The organism is Enterococcus sp. AZ067, from assembly GCF_051715005.1.
Taxonomy (GTDB): Bacteria; Bacillota; Bacilli; order Lactobacillales; family Enterococcaceae; genus Enterococcus_D; species Enterococcus_D casseliflavus.
The window spans coordinates 3,395,881-3,414,171 of sequence record NZ_JBIOSY010000001.1 but is presented as its reverse complement, the minus strand read 5'-3'; the positions used below and the strand labels follow the sequence as shown (position 1 = coordinate 3,414,171).

19 protein-coding genes and 1 other RNA gene are annotated in these 18,291 nt (G+C 45.1%); 13 read left to right on the top strand and 7 right to left on the bottom strand.

Annotated elements, in window-relative coordinates:
* The first annotated feature begins 66 nt into the window (after positions 1 to 66).
* The 10 genes from comGA (at position 67) to IGI82_RS16095 (ending at position 8,006) form a co-directional block, all read left to right on the top strand.
* Positions 67 to 1,029 (top strand): competence type IV pilus ATPase ComGA, encoded by a 963-nt coding sequence (gene comGA / locus IGI82_RS16140; protein ID WP_438842498.1) that lies wholly within the window; start codon positions 67 to 69, stop codon positions 1,027 to 1,029.
* Positions 983 to 2,011: a competence type IV pilus assembly protein ComGB gene (gene comGB / locus IGI82_RS16135; RefSeq protein ID WP_438842497.1), complete on the top strand. Its 1,029-nt coding sequence runs from the start codon at positions 983 to 985 to the stop codon at positions 2,009 to 2,011. Before comGA ends, comGB begins: the two co-directional genes overlap by 47 nt.
* Positions 2,008 to 2,313: a competence type IV pilus major pilin ComGC gene (comGC, locus tag IGI82_RS16130; protein WP_438842496.1), complete on the top strand. Its 306-nt coding sequence runs from the start codon at positions 2,008 to 2,010 to the stop codon at positions 2,311 to 2,313. The genes comGB and comGC overlap by 4 nt, the downstream gene beginning before the upstream one ends.
* Positions 2,288 to 2,761, top strand: coding sequence for a competence type IV pilus minor pilin ComGD (comGD, locus tag IGI82_RS16125; protein ID WP_438842495.1), 474 nt, complete (start codon positions 2,288 to 2,290; stop codon positions 2,759 to 2,761). Before comGC ends, comGD begins: the two co-directional genes overlap by 26 nt.
* Positions 2,742 to 3,056 (top strand): hypothetical protein, encoded by a 315-nt coding sequence (locus IGI82_RS16120; RefSeq protein ID WP_438842494.1) that lies wholly within the window; start codon positions 2,742 to 2,744, stop codon positions 3,054 to 3,056. The genes comGD and IGI82_RS16120 overlap by 20 nt, the downstream gene beginning before the upstream one ends.
* A complete protein-coding gene (gene comGF, locus IGI82_RS16115) occupies positions 3,046 to 3,471 on the top strand; it encodes a competence type IV pilus minor pilin ComGF (protein WP_005227741.1) in 426 nt (141 codons plus the stop codon). The genes IGI82_RS16120 and comGF overlap by 11 nt, the downstream gene beginning before the upstream one ends.
* Positions 3,434 to 3,805 carry a competence type IV pilus minor pilin ComGG gene (gene comGG, locus IGI82_RS16110; RefSeq protein WP_015510479.1) on the top strand — a complete coding sequence of 124 codons (372 nt, stop codon included), beginning with the start codon at positions 3,434 to 3,436 and terminating at the stop codon, positions 3,803 to 3,805. The genes comGF and comGG overlap by 38 nt, the downstream gene beginning before the upstream one ends.
* A gap of 167 nt (positions 3,806 to 3,972) precedes the next feature.
* On the top strand, positions 3,973 to 4,977 hold the full coding sequence (locus IGI82_RS16105) for a class I SAM-dependent methyltransferase (protein WP_008382040.1): 1,005 nt from the start codon (positions 3,973 to 3,975) through the stop codon (positions 4,975 to 4,977).
* 24 nt (positions 4,978 to 5,001) lie between these two features.
* The gene (locus IGI82_RS16100) at positions 5,002 to 6,186 is read left to right on the top strand and encodes an acetate/propionate family kinase (protein ID WP_005233419.1); all 1,185 of its coding nucleotides are present in this window, start codon (positions 5,002 to 5,004) and stop codon (positions 6,184 to 6,186) included.
* A 359-nt stretch (positions 6,187 to 6,545) separates the two neighbouring features.
* The gene (locus IGI82_RS16095) at positions 6,546 to 8,006 is read left to right on the top strand and encodes a peptide MFS transporter (protein ID WP_005227746.1); all 1,461 of its coding nucleotides are present in this window, start codon (positions 6,546 to 6,548) and stop codon (positions 8,004 to 8,006) included.
* A 95-nt stretch (positions 8,007 to 8,101) separates the two neighbouring features.
* On the opposite strand, the gene abc-f is transcribed toward IGI82_RS16095, so the two are convergent.
* The 3 genes from abc-f to IGI82_RS16080 all read right to left on the bottom strand — a co-directional run bounded on the left by abc-f (position 8,102) and on the right by IGI82_RS16080 (position 11,999).
* Positions 8,102 to 9,685, bottom strand: coding sequence for a ribosomal protection-like ABC-F family protein (gene abc-f / locus IGI82_RS16090; RefSeq protein WP_115232873.1), 1,584 nt, complete (start codon positions 9,683 to 9,685; stop codon positions 8,102 to 8,104).
* A 104-nt stretch (positions 9,686 to 9,789) separates the two neighbouring features.
* Positions 9,790 to 9,918, bottom strand: a complete 129-nt coding sequence (locus tag IGI82_RS16085) for a hypothetical protein (protein ID WP_005233423.1) — start codon at positions 9,916 to 9,918, stop codon at positions 9,790 to 9,792.
* Positions 9,919 to 9,998: 80 nt separating this feature from the next.
* Entirely contained in the window at positions 9,999 to 11,999 is a 2,001-nt protein-coding gene (locus IGI82_RS16080; protein WP_438842493.1) for a KUP/HAK/KT family potassium transporter, read from the bottom strand.
* Positions 12,000 to 12,269: 270 nt separating this feature from the next.
* Here IGI82_RS16080 and IGI82_RS16075 point away from each other — a divergent pair, with 270 nt between their 5' ends.
* Positions 12,270 to 13,025 (top strand): ABC transporter ATP-binding protein, encoded by a 756-nt coding sequence (locus tag IGI82_RS16075; protein WP_005227750.1) that lies wholly within the window; start codon positions 12,270 to 12,272, stop codon positions 13,023 to 13,025.
* Entirely contained in the window at positions 13,026 to 14,606 is a 1,581-nt protein-coding gene (locus tag IGI82_RS16070; RefSeq protein ID WP_086298415.1) for an ABC transporter, read from the top strand. It abuts the gene before it with no gap.
* Positions 14,607 to 14,890: 284 nt separating this feature from the next.
* Here the strand turns inward: IGI82_RS16070 and IGI82_RS16065 are convergent, their stop codons facing one another.
* The 4 genes from IGI82_RS16065 to IGI82_RS16050 all read right to left on the bottom strand — a co-directional run bounded on the left by IGI82_RS16065 (position 14,891) and on the right by IGI82_RS16050 (position 17,450).
* Positions 14,891 to 15,370 (bottom strand): universal stress protein, encoded by a 480-nt coding sequence (locus IGI82_RS16065; RefSeq protein ID WP_010749033.1) that lies wholly within the window; start codon positions 15,368 to 15,370, stop codon positions 14,891 to 14,893.
* A 64-nt stretch (positions 15,371 to 15,434) separates the two neighbouring features.
* Positions 15,435 to 15,725 (bottom strand): hypothetical protein, encoded by a 291-nt coding sequence (locus tag IGI82_RS16060; RefSeq protein ID WP_010749034.1) that lies wholly within the window; start codon positions 15,723 to 15,725, stop codon positions 15,435 to 15,437.
* Between the two features lie 167 nt (positions 15,726 to 15,892).
* A non-coding RNA gene (ssrS, locus tag IGI82_RS16055) (6S RNA) lies at positions 15,893 to 16,087 on the bottom strand.
* 85 nt (positions 16,088 to 16,172) lie between these two features.
* Positions 16,173 to 17,450, bottom strand: a complete 1,278-nt coding sequence (locus IGI82_RS16050) for a replication-associated recombination protein A (RefSeq protein WP_015510472.1) — start codon at positions 17,448 to 17,450, stop codon at positions 16,173 to 16,175.
* 216 nt (positions 17,451 to 17,666) lie between these two features.
* On the opposite strand from IGI82_RS16050, the gene IGI82_RS16045 reads away from it, so the two are divergent.
* Complete coding sequence (locus IGI82_RS16045) at positions 17,667 to 18,287, top strand: DNA-3-methyladenine glycosylase (RefSeq protein ID WP_010749036.1); 621 nt, start codon at positions 17,667 to 17,669, stop codon at positions 18,285 to 18,287.
* Positions 18,288 to 18,291 lie beyond the last annotated feature (4 nt).

Genomic DNA, 18,291 nt, shown 5'->3' with positions numbered 1-18,291 from the left:
AATTTGCTTCGTCTTTTTTTTCTATTCTCAAAAGGCTTGCGTATTTCTTTTTAGGAGGGATAAGTCGTGGATATTCAAGCATTCTCAGATGAGTTGATTCACTATGGCAGACAAGAACGCATGCAGGATCTGGCCATTTTTCCGAGCGGTACACAGATGGAGGTGATTTTCAGTAAAAGCTATCTCAGAAAGACCTATCAAGTACTGACCAACGAAGAAGCCCAGCAGCTGATCACTCGCTTCAAATTTTTAGGAGGAATGGAGGTGGGAGAACGACGCAAAGCTCAGTTAGGAGCAGTCAGTTATCCGTTAGGCGATCAGCTGCAGCGGCTGCGCATCTCCGCAGTCGGTGATTACCAAGGGCGTGAAAGTCTCGTGATGCGGTTTCTTTATCCTTTGACTCAGGAGCACCTGCGCTATTTTTTTGCAGAAGACGTCCAGCAGATCCAACAGGCAACCAAACAAAGAGGGCTGTATTTGTTTTCTGGCCCCACTGGCTCAGGGAAATCGACCCTCATGTATCAATTAGCTCGGGCAACCAAGGGGCAAATCATTACCATCGAAGATCCTGTGGAGATCGAGGAGCCGCGCTTTTTACAGCTGCAAACCAATTTGAAGATCGAACAAGACTATGATGAATTGATTCGCTTGTCCTTGCGGCATCGTCCAGACCTGCTTTTGATCGGCGAGATTCGTAACAAAGAAACGGCGCAAGCCGCTGTACGAGCCGCTCTGACAGGTCACCGAGTATTTGCCACGATCCATGCCCGAGGTGTAGCAGAAACCAAGACGCGGCTGCTGGAATTGCTCGGGACAGACGATCGTCTGGCACATGCGCTGCAAGGGATCATTTATCAGCGATTGTTGCCAAATGAAGCGAATGAACCTCATGGATTGCTGGCATATCACTTTTATGAGGGGCAAGTGGAAAAACAGTGGCAGCAGGTATTAAAACAAGTGAAAGAAAGTGGGTGGATCAGCGATGAAGTTTATGAAAAAGAAACCCCAGCTACCACGCCGTGCAACTGAAGCCCTCTTAGTCACCTTCACGGTGTTATTGGAGAGTGGCTTTTCCCTACAAGAAAGCCTCCAAGTGCTGCTGCGCAGCCGCCAGTTTTCTGAACCTGTGATCGAACAGCTAATTGTCCATCTCGCCCAAGGGCAAAGCTTTGCAGCAGCGGTAGCGCCGTTGTCGATATCGGCTACTGAAAAAAGTCAGCTTCATTTAGCAGAAAATCATGGGGATCTCACGGCGACCTTGCGGCGGATGGTCGACTACCATAAATTGGTCAACAAGCAAAAACAGCTGCTGTACAAAGTAGCTGCCTATCCGCTTTTGTTACTGGTCTTTTTAATAACTGCGCTTTTTGGGATGCACCGCTTTTTATTGCCCCAATTGCTAGCCTCTGGCATGATCGACGAAGGTCATTGGGGCATTCGCGCCATCACTTGGGCACCAGCAGTACTTATCCTCTTCTTGTTGTTAAGTGTGCTGCTTTTTGTGATCAGCCGCTGGGTGTTTGCCCGCCGCACTGCCTTGCAAAAAGCTGTGTTTTTCAGCCACCTGCCATTGTTCGGAGCATTGTACACGAGTTATCACACGAGTTTTTTCGCATTGGAATGGGGCAAGTTGTTTCAGCAAGGGTTAGATATCCAACAGATCATCGAGTGTATGGAGCACACCAATAAAGCTACCTTGATCCAAGAATTAGCACGAGAACTGCGAGTGACCTTGACACTTGGGGGCGAACTCCCAGAAAAACTTCGTCATTTCTCGTTTCTCACACCCGAATTTTCTTTGATCGTCTTTCAAGGAGAAGTACGAGGAAAGTTAGGAGAAGAGCTTTTTTTATACAGTCAATTATTGATGGAACGCTTGTTTCAACGAATCGAAAAAGCCATTCACTGGGTTCAGCCTCTGATTTTTTTGTTGGTTGCTTTAATGATCGTTGGGATCTATGCCGCTATGTTTTTACCAATCTATGGAAATATCCAAGGAGTGATCGAATGATAGAAAAGAAAGTAGAATCTCCTCGCAAGCAGGGGATTTGGCGTGTCAAAAAAGGCTTTACATTGGTTGAAATGCTAGTCGTTTTATTAGTGATCAGTATTTTGGTTTTGTTGTTTGTCCCAAATCTTGCCAATCAAAGAGGAATCATTGATGAGAAAGGAAATGCGGCGATTGAAAAAGTAGTGGAAACCCAGATCGAACTCTTTCGTCTAAATGAAGATCGGGTGCCTTCGAAAGAAGAATTGATTGCAGAAGGGTATGTATCTGAGGAACAATATGCGATTTATGAGCAGAGAAAGTGAGAACAATGGCACTAGGGGATTTTCTGGGTTTACCTTGATGGAAAGTCTCTTGGTACTCTTGGTCAGTAGTCTCTTTCTCTTTTTCCCCGTCGTGGCTATCGAGTACTATCAACGCTCTGCGGAAGTTTTCGGCTTTTGTGCTCGCTTAGAAAAAGGACTTTATACCTTGCAGCAATCGGCCATCATCGATAACACACAAACCCGAGCAATCTATCAAGCAGAGCCAACACCAACTGTTGCATTTTACGGCGCTGCAACTGAGCCAGTCACCAAGATCGACGTTCCTCCTCAACTAGCGATGCAGGCGTTTCCCGATATTCTTTTTAGTAGTCAATCCGGCAACAACAGCAGTCTGCGAAGGATCATTTTCTATTGGCAGGAGAAAAAGCAAACCATCAGCTATAAGTTTTTATTTGGGAGTGGCCGTTATGAAAAAATCGTTGAATAGTGGGTTCATCTTAGCAGAAAGCCTGATTGGCTTTGGGGTCTTGGCAACTTGTGTGTTACTGTTTTTAGCAATGCAGACCGCTTCACTGACGCAAAGTGCGGCATTGCAAGAAAAAGCCCAAATGCTGCGGGTGCTGTATGAAGAAGTCCAGAACCACTCCTTTGATGCGCCAACCATTACCTACACGACGCAGCGTCAGGCAGTCTATCAAGTTCGCTTTTGGCAAGCAGCGCAGCATCAACAAGCACGCATCCAAAGCTGCGAGCAGCTCTGGGAGATCGTGTATGAAGAGTAAAGGCTTTACTTTGTTGGAGTGTCTGTTGTCTTTATGGGTATTGGCGATCTGCTTATTGCTGATCAGCGGGATCGTTAAGCACCTCGCACCCGTCAATCAGCAGATCATGGCTCGCAAAGATCAAGAATGGCATGTGTTTTTGTTTCAGCTGGAACGGGAATTAAGTACCTGTACCTATCTATCGGTCAGTGAGACCACACTGTATTTGAGAAGCAGTCAAAACAATTCGGTCACCATCGATCGCATCAATCGCGTGCTGCGAAAGCGGGACAACAATGGGTATCAACCACTATTGACAGAAGTAACGGATGTGTCTTTTGAGAAAATTGGCGCAGCGATCCGCTTTACCGTTTCCTTTGAGAATGGAGAGCAGAAAATTGGACAATGGAAAATTCACACACAAGAGGCGGCATAAAGGCGGTATTTTACTCACAGCATTGTTGTTTGTGCAGCTGTTGAGCTTGATGTTATTGCTAGTGTTAGAAAACAGCCGCACAACAGCCCTTTTTTATACAAAAACCATTGAAACCTATGAAGCCCGCATCATGAGCGAACTGTTTCATGCGGAATTCTTGCAAAACGAATTGGCAGATCAAGGGTCACGACTTTATAATGTAGGAAAGTTAACCTATGAACGGCAAGGACAACTCTTACAGATCGAGTGCCATGTCAAAAGCCGCCGCTTTACATTTACCTTTTTGTTACCCGAAGAAGAGCCTGAAATAGACACAGATGACCAAGAAGAATAGTACAGGAAAAGGATGGTTGTTTCGACCATCCTTTTTCATACAGAAATAGAAAAAGAATGTTTACAGCTTCACAAATTATTCTAAACGAAAGCGATTGATTATTTTGGATGAATCGGCTAAAATTAAACAGGTATATATGTTGTTATAGTTTTGAAAAGAGGTGCAAGATGTCCGCAGAAAAAATGGAAACGTCTTTTCATTTGACCGTTGAAGCGATCCAACTGCTTCAAAACGCATTGGAAACGTCTTTTTTTGATGCTTACGTAGAGACGATCGAAAATTTTGTTGATCAATACCAAGTTCGCGTGATCGATGGGGTACCAGATGAAGCAACTGCTGCTCGTTTAGAAACCATCTATCAAGAAATTCGAGCAATGGAACTATCGGCAGAAGAAAAACGCAAGCTTGCGCAGTTGGTTTTGTTGAAAGGCAGCCAAACGGAGCGCCTGCAGGCCAATCACCAACTGACACCAGATAGTCTTGGGTTTTTATTCGTCTATTTGATCGAGCAGTTGAGTAGTGCCGACCAACCAGTGAAACTTCTTGATTTATCGGTAGGCATGGGGAATCTCTTATTGACAGTCTTGCTGAATCTGCAATTAGCGAAGCGTCCAGTAGAAGGAACCGGTGTGGATATTGACGAAACCTTGTTGGCGATCGCAGCTGCGACTGGCGAATGGACCAAAGCGCCCTTGCATTTGTTCCATCAAGATGGCTTGCAAGAGCTTTTGATCGAACCGATGGATCTGGCGATCAGCGATCTACCGGTGGGCTATTACCCACAAGATGACAAAGCCCGCAGCTTCATTACGGCGGCTCCAGAAGGGCACAGTTACGCCCATCATTTGTTGATGGAACAAGCGATGAACTATGTCAAAGCTGGCGGTTACGGTTTGTTCTTAGTACCAAGCAACTTCTTGGAAACGGAACAGAGTGAATTTTTGAAAAAATGGCTGAAAGAAAAGGTTTATTTGCAAGGAATGATTCAGCTTCCTGAAGAACTCTTTAAAAATGAACATTCACGTAAAAGTATTTTGCTTTTACAAAACCATGGAGGGACAAGCAAACAAGCAGACGAAGTCTTGCTGGTCAAGCTAGCCTCACTGAAAGAACCAAAGAACATCACAAAACTTTTTGAACAATTTGCGGCTTGGAAAGCAGCAAATCTGTAATATAATTCGGATAAGGAGATCATCATGTCAAAAACAATCGCAATCAATGCTGGAAGTTCAAGTTTAAAATGGCAATTATATCAAATGCCAGAGGAAACAGTTGTCGCTAAAGGAATCGTTGAACGAATCGGTTTGAAAGATTCTATCTTTACCATCAAATATGGGGAAGATCAAAAATTCGAACAAATCATCGACATCAACGATCACGAAGTAGCTGTAAAAATGTTATTGGATCAACTGATCGAATTAAACATTTTAGGTGCCTATGATGAAATCACTGGCGTCGGTCACCGCGTCGTTCACGGCGGAGAAGATTTCCCTGATTCAGTTGTGATCACAGACGAAGTGATGGAACGCATCCAAGCATTGGCTGAATTTGCGCCATTACACAACCCAGCAAACTTGATGGGGATCACTGCTTTCAAAAAAATCTTGCCAGAAATCATCAGTGTCGCTGTTTTTGATACTTCTTTCCATGCAACGATGCCAAAACACAATTACCTATACAGCTTGCCATTAGAGTACTATAACGAATTTAAAGTACGTAAATACGGCTTCCACGGTACAAGCCACCGTTATGTTTCTGAGCGTGCAGCAGAAATGTTAGGTAAACCAATCGAAGAATTAAAAATCATCACTTGCCATCTAGGGAACGGTGCGTCGATCACTGCGGTTGACGGCGGAAAATCAGTAGATACATCAATGGGCTTCACGCCATTAGCTGGTGTAACGATGGGCACACGTTCAGGTGACATCGATCCTGCTGTTTTGCCTTACTTAATGGAAAAATTAGATTTGAATATCGATGAAATGGTGGATGTTTTAAACAAAAAATCTGGTTTATTAGGTTTAACTGGTATTTCCAGCGACATGCGCGATCTAGAAGCAAACTATGACAAAGAAGAAGTCAAAGTTGCTTATGACGTCTTTACTGACCGCATCCGTAAATACATCGGTGGCTATGTCACAACCATGAACGGTGTTGATGCGATCGTCTTTACTGCTGGTATCGGTGAAAATGATGCCCACGTCCGCAGCGAAGTTATCAAAGGCATGACTTGGTTTGGTTGCGAATTAGATGCCGATCAAAATGCAAAACGCGGCGAAGAATTAGTGATCTCAACTGAAGAGTCAAAAGTCAAAGTACTTTTGATCCCAACAGATGAAGAATTAATGATCGCTCGCGATGTGGAACGTTTACGCGGCTAAGCGAAAACATTCTTTAGAAATAGAAGCTGAAACACATGCAAGAGAAATGCTTGCATGTGTTTTTTTTGTAGGAAAGTCCGCAAAATGGGGCTAGAGAGAAAAATTGGTGAAGACCATTTTCTAATTTTTTAAACAGATAATTTAATAATTATACATATGAGAATTGGCTCATACTGCACCTAGGTGGAGGGCTTCTCATTTTGCTTTCATTTGAATTTAAATTTCCCTCCTTTTTTACAAGGTGTTCTCAGAGAAATACCCTTGTAAAAGTTGCCAAATGGGAATAAACTGGCATTTGTGAATTTTCAGAAAAATTCCGCTATTTTATTTTCATTAATTTTTATAAGGGGCCATTACATATGGAAAAAGAAAAAACATTCTTAGGTCAGCCGCGAGGGCTGTCGACTTTATTCTTCACGGAAATGTGGGAACGATTCAGTTATTATGGTATGCGGGCGATTTTGGTGTACTTCATGTACGATGCAGTTGCCAACGGCGGCTTAGGATTGCCAAAAGGAACGGCTGTGGCGATCATGTCGATTTACGGTTCCTTAGTGTATATGTCAAGTATTGTTGGCGGCTGGATCTCGGACCGTCTGTTAGGATCAAATAAATCCGTCTTTTATGGTGGGATCTTGATCATGTTAGGACACATCGTTTTGGCAACACCTTTAGGGATTCCAGCGTTGTTTGTGTCCATGATGCTGATCGTCATCGGAACCGGACTCTTGAAATCCAACGTGTCGGGTATGGTGGGGCATTTATACAGCAAAGACGATATCCGTCGGGATGCTGGTTTCTCGATTTTCTACATGGGGATCAATATTGGCGGCTTGTTAGCACCGATCATCGTCGGGATCTTAGGACAAGAGGTCAACTACCACTTAGGCTTTTCGATTGCTGCTATCGGGATGTTCATCGGTTTGGTGCAGTATTATGTGCAAGGAAAAACCACGTTGAAAAGTGTAGCGATCGCGCCAACGAATCCCTTATCGGCAGCCGAAAAGAAAACCTTCTTCCGAGCAGTCGTTCTGGTTCTTCTCGCATTGGCAGTGTTGTTTGGCGCAGCAGCTGCAACTGGCCATCTGACGGTTGATTTCTTCATCAACTTTATCAGTGTTCTAGGTATTTTCTTACCGATCTACTACTTTACCAAAATGCTCCGTTCGAAAGATGTCACACCAGATGAAAAGAAAAAAGTGTTGGCCTACATTCCGCTGTTTTTGTCAGCGATCGTCTTTTGGTCATTGGAAGAACAAGGCTCATCGATCTTGGCATTGTTTGCCGCTGACCGTACGCAATCAACGTTATTCGGCATCAATATTCCAGCAAGTTTGTATCAAACCTTAAATCCACTTTTTGTCGTCTTATTGACACCTGTCTTTGTCTGGTTGTGGACCAAACTAGGCTCTCGTCAGCCACGGACAGAAGTGAAGTTTGCCATCGGTTTAGTCTTAGCCGGTTTGTCCTTTCTATTGCTAATGCTGCCAAGCCTCTTGTTTGGAGTAGAAGAACGGGTCAGCCCATTATGGTTGGTATTGAGCTTCTTCATTATGATTGCAGGGGAAATGTGTCTTTCACCGGTGGGCCTGTCGGTGACGACCAAACTAGCGCCGAAAGCCTTCGAAGCACAAACCTTGGCGATTTGGTTGTTAGCAGACGCTTCTTCACAAGCCATCAATGCGCAAATCGCTCGGTTCTACACACCGCAAACAGAAGGGATGTACTATGGCATCGTCGGCGGAGTAGCCGTTGTTGTCGGTATCATCTTGTATTTAGCTAGAAAACCGATCCGCAACTTGATCGGCAACATTCATTGATCAAAAAATAAAAACTTGATTTTCCGCCTATGCATGGATTGAACAACCCATGCATACGGTAGGAAAATCAAGTTTTTTTGTTGCGAATCAATCTCTTAATCAATCAAGGGGCTCAATGGCTGGCGCGTGATCTGCTGCTGTGCAATGACCAGGGCTTCTTGGAAGTGCTGCTGTAAAAAGTAGCGGTCATGGCTGACCGCCAACAGGGTCCCTTGATAATCTTGCAGCATTTCTTCAATTTCTTCTCGGGCATAGCTGTCGAGATGATTGGTTGGTTCATCCAAAATCAGGACGTTGATTTTTTCTAAAAAGAGTTTCAGTAACGCCAAACGGATTTTTTCACCACCAGATAAATCTTTGATTCGTTTGGCCACATCACTTTGATAAAACCCACTTTTGGCCAATTGCCGACGAGCAGCCTCTTCGTTTCCTGTCAACGTCTGTACGTAGGCCAACAAGCGACTCTCAGGATCGGCAAACTGCAGCTGTTGGGGCAAATAGCCGATTTGTAAGCTGCTGCCGCGCTTGATAGTGCCGCCGCTAGGAAGCTCCTCACCGAGAAGTAATTTGAGTAAGGTTGATTTTCCGGTACCATTGTCGCCGATGATGGCTAGATGCTCCCCACGGTAGATTGCAAAACTACTGTCTTTGAATAGGAGCTGATCGGCATATTGCTGGTGCAAGTCGCGAACGATGAACACCTCTTTGCCTGATTTTCCGCCATTTGCCAAGCCTTGCAGCCGATTTTTCGGGGGCGCTGGCGGTTTGACCAGCGTAAGTTTCGCTAGGCGGCGTTCCAATTCTTTGGCTTTTTTGAAGAAGGATTCATTGTCTCCTTCATGGCCCCACTGACGAAACCGACGAATCATGACTTTCAGCCGCTGGACTTCTTTTTGCTGCAGTTCGTAATTTTTGGTCAGCTCCGCCAAGCGAGCTTCTTTTAAGACACGAAATCGGCTGTAATTTCCAGGATACTCAACCAAGGCGCCTTCTTCCAGTTCCCAGGTCTTGGTGGTGACTTGATCGAGAAAGTGCCGATCGTGCGAAACGACTAGAACCGCTTTTTTCGTGTTCTGTAAATAATTTTCTAACCAGCGGATACTGGAAAGATCCAAGTGATTGGTTGGTTCATCCAGTAACAGCAGGTCAGCATCAGCAACTAATACTTTGGCTAAAGCGACTTTAACCCGTTCACCGCCGCTAAGCTCTGTTAAGCGTGCGTTCTGTCGATGGGGAATTCCTAAGCCTTGTAAGATCGCGGAAATTCGGTCTTCTAATCCATAGCCGCCCAGCTCTTCAAAGCGCTGCTGCAACTCGCCATAACGGATCAGACACTTCTCTAAATCAGTATCGGGTTCTGCCATCAAGGCTTCGTAATGGCTCATTTGCTGCTTGAGTTCTTGAATGGTAGCAGCAGAATGGAGCAGGTAGTGGGTAACGGTTGCTTCAGAAACTGTCAGCTCTTGCTCGACCGTCCCGATCCTCAAGCCTTTTTGGCGGCTGATAACGCCGCTATCGACGCCTTCACTGCCAGTCAAGATTTGTAAAAAGGTTGATTTGCCCGTTCCGTTGATGCCGACTAGGGCAATTTTTTCCCCAGCTTCGATTTGGCAGGATAACTCCTCAAATAACGGATTCCCGCCGATGGTTTTTTTAATAGCAATTGCTTGTATGATCATGATCTCTCTCCTTGAGACCACTCAAAAAGGCCATGGATATCCATGGCCAGTGTTATTTAAACTCAGATTCTCTTGAGAAAAATACCTTGAGATGGCCATTGATTTTACGTGAATTTCACTGTTTTGGACAGACTCGTCCCGTCAACAGCAACTGTAAAACCAATTGCATGGCTAAATGCGATATGGTATCGTTGGTAATTTTCATTACTTGTTATTTTAGTCATGCGCATCATGGTAGTTTCCCCTCCTTTGTGTCTTTGTCTTTTCAGTGTACCTGAAAGTATTAGAAAGTTCAACCAGTACTGGCGGTTTCTTAGCGTTCCTCGATGCGTAATTCTGTCAGAGAGCTTTCTTTCATCTGACCGATGACTAATGGAACAGTCTCATGAACCACATCGCTGTATTCTAAGCCGAACCAGCGTTCAGGTGAAATGGTATGGCGTTTGATAAAAAGCTTCGTCTGCATGACTTGCTTCTGCCATTTGCTTAATGCAGTTGCATTCGACAGCTCTTCTTCGATCATCACGAATTGGAAATCGCCCACATTGCGTCCAGGCGTTAAGGAGTAGCGTTGCGGCTGCAGCGGCAAGCGACCATCTTTCATTAATTCTTGAATGATTTGGCGAATGTAGAGATTGACTTCTTGCGGCACCCGAAAGCCGAGATAAAGCTTTAGTTTAACGATAAAATCGGTATCTGCCATCGAAACTTCATATTTTTTCGTATAGGGTTCATCGGTGACTTCCACATTGACGAACCAATACACTTTGGCACGCTTCGGTCGTTTGTCTAAAATGGAATAGATGAACTGCTGACCGATCTGATCGTCTTGCAGCTTAGGAACCATGAAGACGACGTTCGTCTGAGATAACGGCAAAGAATCATCTTCCCGCAACTGTTTCAATTGAGGGATGTAGGTAGAAAGTGTAACTTCTTCGGCAGCATTTTCTTGAATACGATTGCCCCATTCCCAAATCAGCATCACGCCGATGATCACGCTGGCTAATAAGATGGCAACGTAACCGCCATGGAAAAATTTGGTCGCACTGGAGATAAAGAAAATCCCCTCGATCGCTGCAAAAAAGAGCGTGATGAACGGTGCCAAGAAACGGGTCTTCTTGTTTTGGTGCAAGTAGAAATACAGCAAAATAGTGGTCATCAACATCGTTACCGTAATGGCCAATCCATAAGCAGCTTCCATCCGAGTAGAGGTCTGGAAGAACAAGACCACGCCAGAACAGGCGATCCACAGCAAGGTGTTCAAGGCAGGAATGTACATTTGCCCGATAGACGCCCCCGGATAGATGATTTGCATCCGCGGCAATAGTTTCAACTTGATGGCTTCAGAAACCAAGGTAAAGGAGCCAGACAGCAGGGCTTGCGAAGCAATGATGGCAGCGAGGGTGGCAAAGCTGACGCCAAAGACTGTCCACCCTTGCGGCAACGCTTGGAAGAATGGATTCAAGTTTTCGATTTCTTGATAAGTCGGGTTTTGATAGACTTGCAGCAACCACGCCGCTTGACCAAAGTAATTCAGCATCAAGCAGATTTTGATATAGGGCCAGCTGGCATAAATGTTTTTCTTGCCCACGTGACCTAAGTCTGAGTAGAGGGCTTCCGCACCAGTCGTTGCCAAAAAGATATTGCCGAGAATAAAGAGACCGGCACTGTTATCGGGACTAAAGAGCAAATTGATCGCATAACGGGGATCAAGGGCGCGAATCACCGAAAGGTCACCAGCAAAGTTCATCACCCCGACGATGCCTAAGAAGGTGAACCAGCCTAGCATAATCGGTCCGAAGGCTTTGCCGACAAACTCAGTCCCAAAACGCTGCAGGGCAAAGAGGACCAATAAGATTGCTAAGGTGATGCCGACGATGATCGATTGGTCATTGCCGAAGCGATCAAAAAAGGCTGGAATCCCCCGTAATCCTTCGATGGCAGTGGTTACGGTCACGGCTGGCGTCAATACCCCATCTGCTAGCAGGGCTGCGCCCCCGATGATCGCTGGAATAATCAAGTAGCGGCTGTTTTTACGAACTAAGGTATAAAGGGAAAAAATCCCGCCTTCTCCATGGTTATCCGCGTTTAATGCGATCAAGACGTACTTGATCGTCGTTAACAAGGTCAGCGTCCAAAAGACGAGTGAGACGCTGCCTAAGATAAAATCGGGCGTTAAGGTGCGGAGTCCGCCATTATCCTCCACCAGGGCATTCATTACGTAAAGCGGGCTCGTACCGATATCACCGTAGACCACCCCCATGGCGACTAAAAGTCCGCCGGCGGTCACTTTTTTCATTTTACTTGAACTCATTGACTGTTTTCCCTCCATTTTAAACTGCAAAAAGACCTAAGCGGCCCCTTGCCACTTAGGTCTTGCAAGAAACATCTTAAACCAGCGGATTCCCGCTTGCTGTTGATCTAAGATCATGGAACGATCCATGTGCTACTCCCCTAAAGTGCTCTTATTATCTTTGTTTTTACAGCTCCTGTCAATTGATTTGTTAAAAATGGCAATAAACATTTTTCATTTCCTGCTTTTCAGCGTAAGATAACAATAGGTATGGAATAAGGAGGCAGGAAAATGATTGAGATCAAGAATCTGACGAAACAGTATGGACCAAAAAAAGCGTTGTCTGATCTTTCCCTGACGATCCGTCAAGGGGAGATCTTTGGCTTTCTGGGACACAACGGAGCAGGGAAGTCGACCACGATCAAAAGCTTAGTGAGTATTTTGCAACCGACGAGTGGGGAAATCTATTTTGATGGCCAATCCCTCGTGGAACATCGCGAAGCGATAAAAAAACAAATTGCTTATGTGCCGGACACGCCAGATTTGTTTTTACAGCTAACGGCAGGGGAGTATTGGGACTTGATTGCCGCCGCGTATGAGGTGCCAGCAGCGGAAAAGGCCGAGCGTTTGCAAAAATTAGGGCGCTTGTTTGATATGCTGTCTCATGAAGAAGAGACCATCGCCAGCTTTTCCCATGGAATGCGGCAAAAAACGCTGCTGATTGGGGCATTGATCCCCGATCCGGACATTTGGATCTTGGATGAACCGTTACAAGGCTTAGATCCCCAAGCGGCGTATGATTTAAAAGAAATGATGAAACAGCATGCTGCCAAGGGCAAGACCGTGATTTTTTCCACCCACGTCTTAGACACCGCCCAGCAGTTGTGTGATCAATTGGCGATTTTGAAAAAAGGCGAGCTGCTGTACAATGGCTCAGTGGCAGATTTGCTGGCACAGCATCCGTCGCTTTCTTTGGAAACGATCTATCTGCAAATGACTGGGAGAAGTCAAGAAGAAGCGATTCTTGCAGAAGCGGAGGAAGCGTAGATGCGAAAACAACAATTTCTGACGCTGACCTCCGTTAATTTGCGGTATGCCAATCCCCAACTAACAGACAAAGCCCGCAAAAAAGGCAAGGCTGGTTCGACCTTGACCAGTTATCTGTTGTTTCAATATGCGCTTTCTGGGGTAGTGTTTCTCCTAATCTATGGCTTGACGATGATCACATTGGATTTTAGTCAGATGCCGGGCTTTTTTACCTATTATGTCGCTTTGTTCGGAATCTTAGGCTTTTCCCAAGGGATTTCGTCCATTTACAATGTCTTCTTCGAAAGTCAAGACCTGCCAGCGTATTTGCCGCTGCCCTTTCGACAGAGTGAAATTTTTCTGGCAAAGATCGTGGTGGTATTTCTTACCGTTGCGCCGTTTATTTTTCCTTTGTTGGTCTTATTTCTCCTGACAGGGATTCGGGCAAACGTCTTTTTCTTGCTGACGATCTTATGGGCGTTCTTGCTGTTCGGCTTGTTTTTAGTCTTGATCTTCAGCATTTGCAGCTTGATCGTCTTCAGCCTGACCCGCACCAAGTTTTTCTTGAAGCATAAAAAATTGGTCACTAGTTTATTGCTAGGCGTGACGATGCTGGTTGTTGTGATCGGGGTCTTAATGATGAATCAGGTGAATACTTATGAGACAGACGTGGTAGACCGGGGAGCGATCAGCTTTTTATTGCCTTTTTATTATGTGATGGTGGCACCGTTTCAAACGACCGGTTTGCTTAGCTTGCTAGGGATCATCGCCACAGCAGGCGTGCTGCTTTTTGCCCTCTATCGATTGATCTTGCCGAAGTTTTATGAGCAAGTGGCAGCCGCGGCGCCTAACCAAGGGAGTGTTCGTCGGAAACATAAGCCCAATCAAGGCTTGGGCCAGCTGTTGTTTAATTACAATTCGCAGTTGATCCGTGATCCGAATTTGATCATGCAAGTCTTTTCTTCTTCGTTGCTGATGCCCATCATTTTCTTAGTGTCTTTTGTGTTTACAGGAGCGATTCAGTTAAGTGAATTGGATGAGCGGTTTATCGGTGTTGTTTTCGTGGCGGGGATAGCCTTGGCGGCACTGATGGTCAACCCGACTTCTTTTATCAGTAATTTGATTTCATTGGATCAGGAGAATTTCTTGTTTGTCCGCTCCTTGCCGCTATCGATGAAGCGCTACTTGCGGGAAAAATTCCGCTTTGGCGTCGTTTTGCAGCTGAGCTTAACGGCAGTCATCGTGCTGGCAGCAGTGCTTTTATTCAAAATGCCGCTGATTTTGGCTATCTCTTTCCTAGTAGGAGCACTTTGGAGCAGTTTTCTTTTGTGCTTGAAATATTTTGCTCGTGATTATCGATTGCTGCTTTTGGATTGGACCAATATCAGTCAATTGTTTACGAGAGGGGCGGGGAGTCTTGGGTTAGCCATTGGAACAGTCGCAACGCTATTTCTTTCCGTCATTGTTATCATCCTTTATGGCTTTGCTGCGACTTCGGTTGATTTTTGGTTATTGAATGGTCCGGTTTTCTTTGTGATCCTCTTGACCAGCGTCCTTTGGATAGCCCATTATCACCATAGATTTTGGCGTCGTTTTTCCTAAGGGAAGCGACGCTTTGCTTTTTTTATTTAAGGATGGGTAAATTAACTATTTATTCAGAAAATTCAGAAAAACTATTTACAATCAAAAGGAAACATGGTTAGATAGGAGTACCTATTACTTTGCTTTCATTTTTTGCTGTACAAGTTTGGATAACCGACTTGTCAAAGAGCTGTGACCAAAGGCAAAAAGACCAATGAGACCTAAGTGCTCGTTAACTCTTTTGCTTTTGTCACGGTTTTTTTTGCACAAAAAAACCTGCCAAGCAGCGGCAGGTCGTCTCACTATTAAGCTTTCGTGTGGTCTTTTGCTGGGACTTTGTTTTCTAGGTCTGTCCGTACAACTAACACATCACAGCCGGCATGGCGAATGACATATTCAGAAACGGAACCGATAAAGATTCGTTCCACGGCATTTAAACCAGTGGCACCGATCATAATCAAATCGATGTCGTGATCTTCTGGCAATTGTTTGGCAATGATCGGTTTTGGCGAGCCGTATTCGATCACAGTTTTGACCGCAGTTACTTGATGCTTGCGGGCATAATCCTCATAGTCTTTCAAGGTTTGTTTGGCCATTTCGGTTGCTTGTTCAGCAAGCATGCCGTCAAAAGAAGAAACGGTTTGAAAGGCACGAGTGTCGATCACATGTGCTAAAACCAATTCAGAATCATTCCGCTGTGCCACGTTCACGGCTTTTTTGAAGGCTAATTCTGACTCGCTAGACCCATCGACGGCTACCATGATTCGTTGATATTGTTGTAACATAAGAAACACTCCCATCTGTTATCTTCTACTTTTATTGTAATGCTTTTTTCTGGAAAAAGAAAACCTAATCTTTCTTTTTTTTCATTTTTTGTGCCAGCAAGATGCTGAAAGATGCGGAAGAGAGCAGCAATAAAGCCAAATAAAACAAGGCAATCAGCTCCTTATCGACAAAGCCCACAACCAATGCCACCACGCCTAAAAGGAAATGAATGAGACTATAGGTTTTTAAGAAGACCTTATTCGCCTCGGTGGTAGGGATCAAAGTGAAAAAAATCGCTTGTTTGGCATAAAGCAAATAACTGGTGCCGAATAATACGAGTGCCACGATCGTAAATAATAGAAGAATCATAAACATACGCCATCCTGTCCTAAGTTGATAAGTTTAGTATAGCGAACCCTAGAAAGAATAGCAAAAGCCACCCTTACTCTGATGTCAGGCAAGGACGTTTCACTGTTGCTATCGGTTAGAAAACGCAAAAAAGCCATCTGTTAAAAACAGATGGCACATTCTAAAAAGAATGGGTAATATCCGTTGATGCCGTTCTTTTTCCCATAGTATTGATCCCGCAAATTCTAGCAGGTGGGTTCCACGGTCTAAGCTTCGAACTACCAAAGGAAAAGGCATGTTACCAGCATTGACACAAGACGGATCCCAAGATATCAATAAAAATGTTCGGTCAACACACAAAAGGGACAACTCGTACATCACAGAATTCCCACCCTTATAGTAGCATAGGAATGACGAAGGTGCAATAAAGTTGTTTGAAAACGATACCAAAAAGTCGCTATTTTTTTTAAGTACCTAGTTTTTTTTCTTTCGCTGCTGCAATTGTTGGTACCGTTGACCTAAGGCTTGCTCATATTTACCAGTGGCTTTTGGTTGGTAATAATGAGTATTTTTCAGCTTATCAGGTAAGTATTGCTGATCGACCCAGGCATCATCAAAATTATGTGGGTATTGATAGCCGACACCCCGATTCAAGCTTTGGGCACCCTTGTAATGACTGTCTCGTAAATGATCCGGGACATCGCCAGCTTTACCGCTGCGAATATCTGCGATCGCTGCATCCAATGCCATGTAGGCAGAGTTGGATTTTGGTGACAGACATAGATCGACCACTGTATCGGCTAACGGAATCCGAGCTTCTGGCAAGCCCAAACGTTCAGCGGCTAACACAGCATTGACGGTTCGAGCAGCGGCTGCTGGGTTAGCTAAACCAATGTCTTCATAGCCGATGACCATCAAGCGCCGACAAATGATCGCCAGATCGCCTGCCTCTACTAAACGACCTAAGTAATGCAGCGCACCATCCACATCGCTGCCGCGAATCGATTTTTGAAAAGCAGAGATCACATCATAGTGCGCATCCCCATCTTTATCGTGGGTCAATGCTTTACGCTGGACGCACTCTTCGATGATCGCTAAGGTCAAATGAATAATGCCGTCTGGTCCTTTTGGGGTGGAACGAGCAGCGAGCTCTAAGCCGTTTAGCGCACTTCGTAAATCACCGTTGGTCGCTCGCGAGAGATGCAAGCGGGCATCATCGGTCAATACGATGGTTTCTGATCCAAGTCCGCGAGTTTCATCTGCTAAGGCTTGATCAATGGCGGTCAAAATGTCTTCTTCTTGGAGCGGTTTGACTTCAAAAATCTGTGTCCGACTGCGAATCGCTGGATTGATCGTAATGTAGGGATTTTCCGTCGTGGCACCGATCATAATGATCTTGCCGCTTTCTAAATGGGGCAGTAAAAAGTCTTGTTTTGTCTTGTCTAGTCGATGGACTTCATCAAGCAATAAAATGACAGTACCGCTCATTTTGGCTTCCTCTGCCACGATCTGCAGGTCTTTTTTTGTATCTGTGGCGGCGTTCAGCATGCGAAACGCATAGCGTGTCGAGCCGGCGATCGCACTGGCAATGCTGGTTTTTCCGGTTCCCGGCGGTCCGTATAGGATCATCGAAGAAAGCATTTTGGCTTCGACCATTCGGCGAATGATTTTCCCCGGGCCAACCAAATGCTGCTGTCCGACGACTTCATCTAAGTTCCGTGGCCGCATTCGATAAGCAAGTGGCTGCTGCATAAAACGATCCTCTCCTTTTCCTGTAAGTATAACATAAGAACGTATATTCTCATAAACAAGCTGATTTGCGTCTTTACAGAAACAAAAGGGCGCTTATTTTCCACTCAGTCAGCAAAAATCAGGTTCGTTGAAAAGAAATCGTTGAGATCGTCGTAACTCTGTAGTCAAAGATAGTAAGTTCGTCGAGAATTGTGTAGAATAAAGAGGGTGATGAGAATGGATGAATTAATGGCACTTTTTGCGACACAGCCGACAACGACCATCGCACGTGCCTTATTAGGAATGTATTTGGAACATGAGACCCCAGAAGGAACAGTAGGTGGGTATATCGTGGATTGTGAAGCGTATCTAGGTCCCGATGATTTGGCGGCTCATAGTGTGGGCATGCGAAACACACCAAGGGTTCGGGCGATGTATCAGGAACCAGGTACGATTTATTTATATACGATGCATACGCATCGAATCGTCAACTTTATTACGCAGCCAAAAGGCATCCCGCAAGGAATCATGATTCGCGGGCTAGAACCGGTGGATGGGATCGCTTTGATGGAGCAACAACGACAAAAAACAGGACCGGATGTAGCCAACGGCCCCGGGAAACTGGTACAGGCACTGCAGATCCCCGCTGAGCTTTATGGAGAATCGATTTTTACAAGCCCACTGCATTTGGTTCCTGAGCGCCGACGTACCCCAAAAGAAATTTTGGCATTGCCTCGGATCGGTATCCCAAATAAAGGGGAATGGACCCAGATGCCGCTTCGTTTTGCGGTGGCTGGCAATCCGTATTTGACAAATATACGAAAAACCGCTGTTCAGCAAGACCATGGATGGTGTTAAGAAA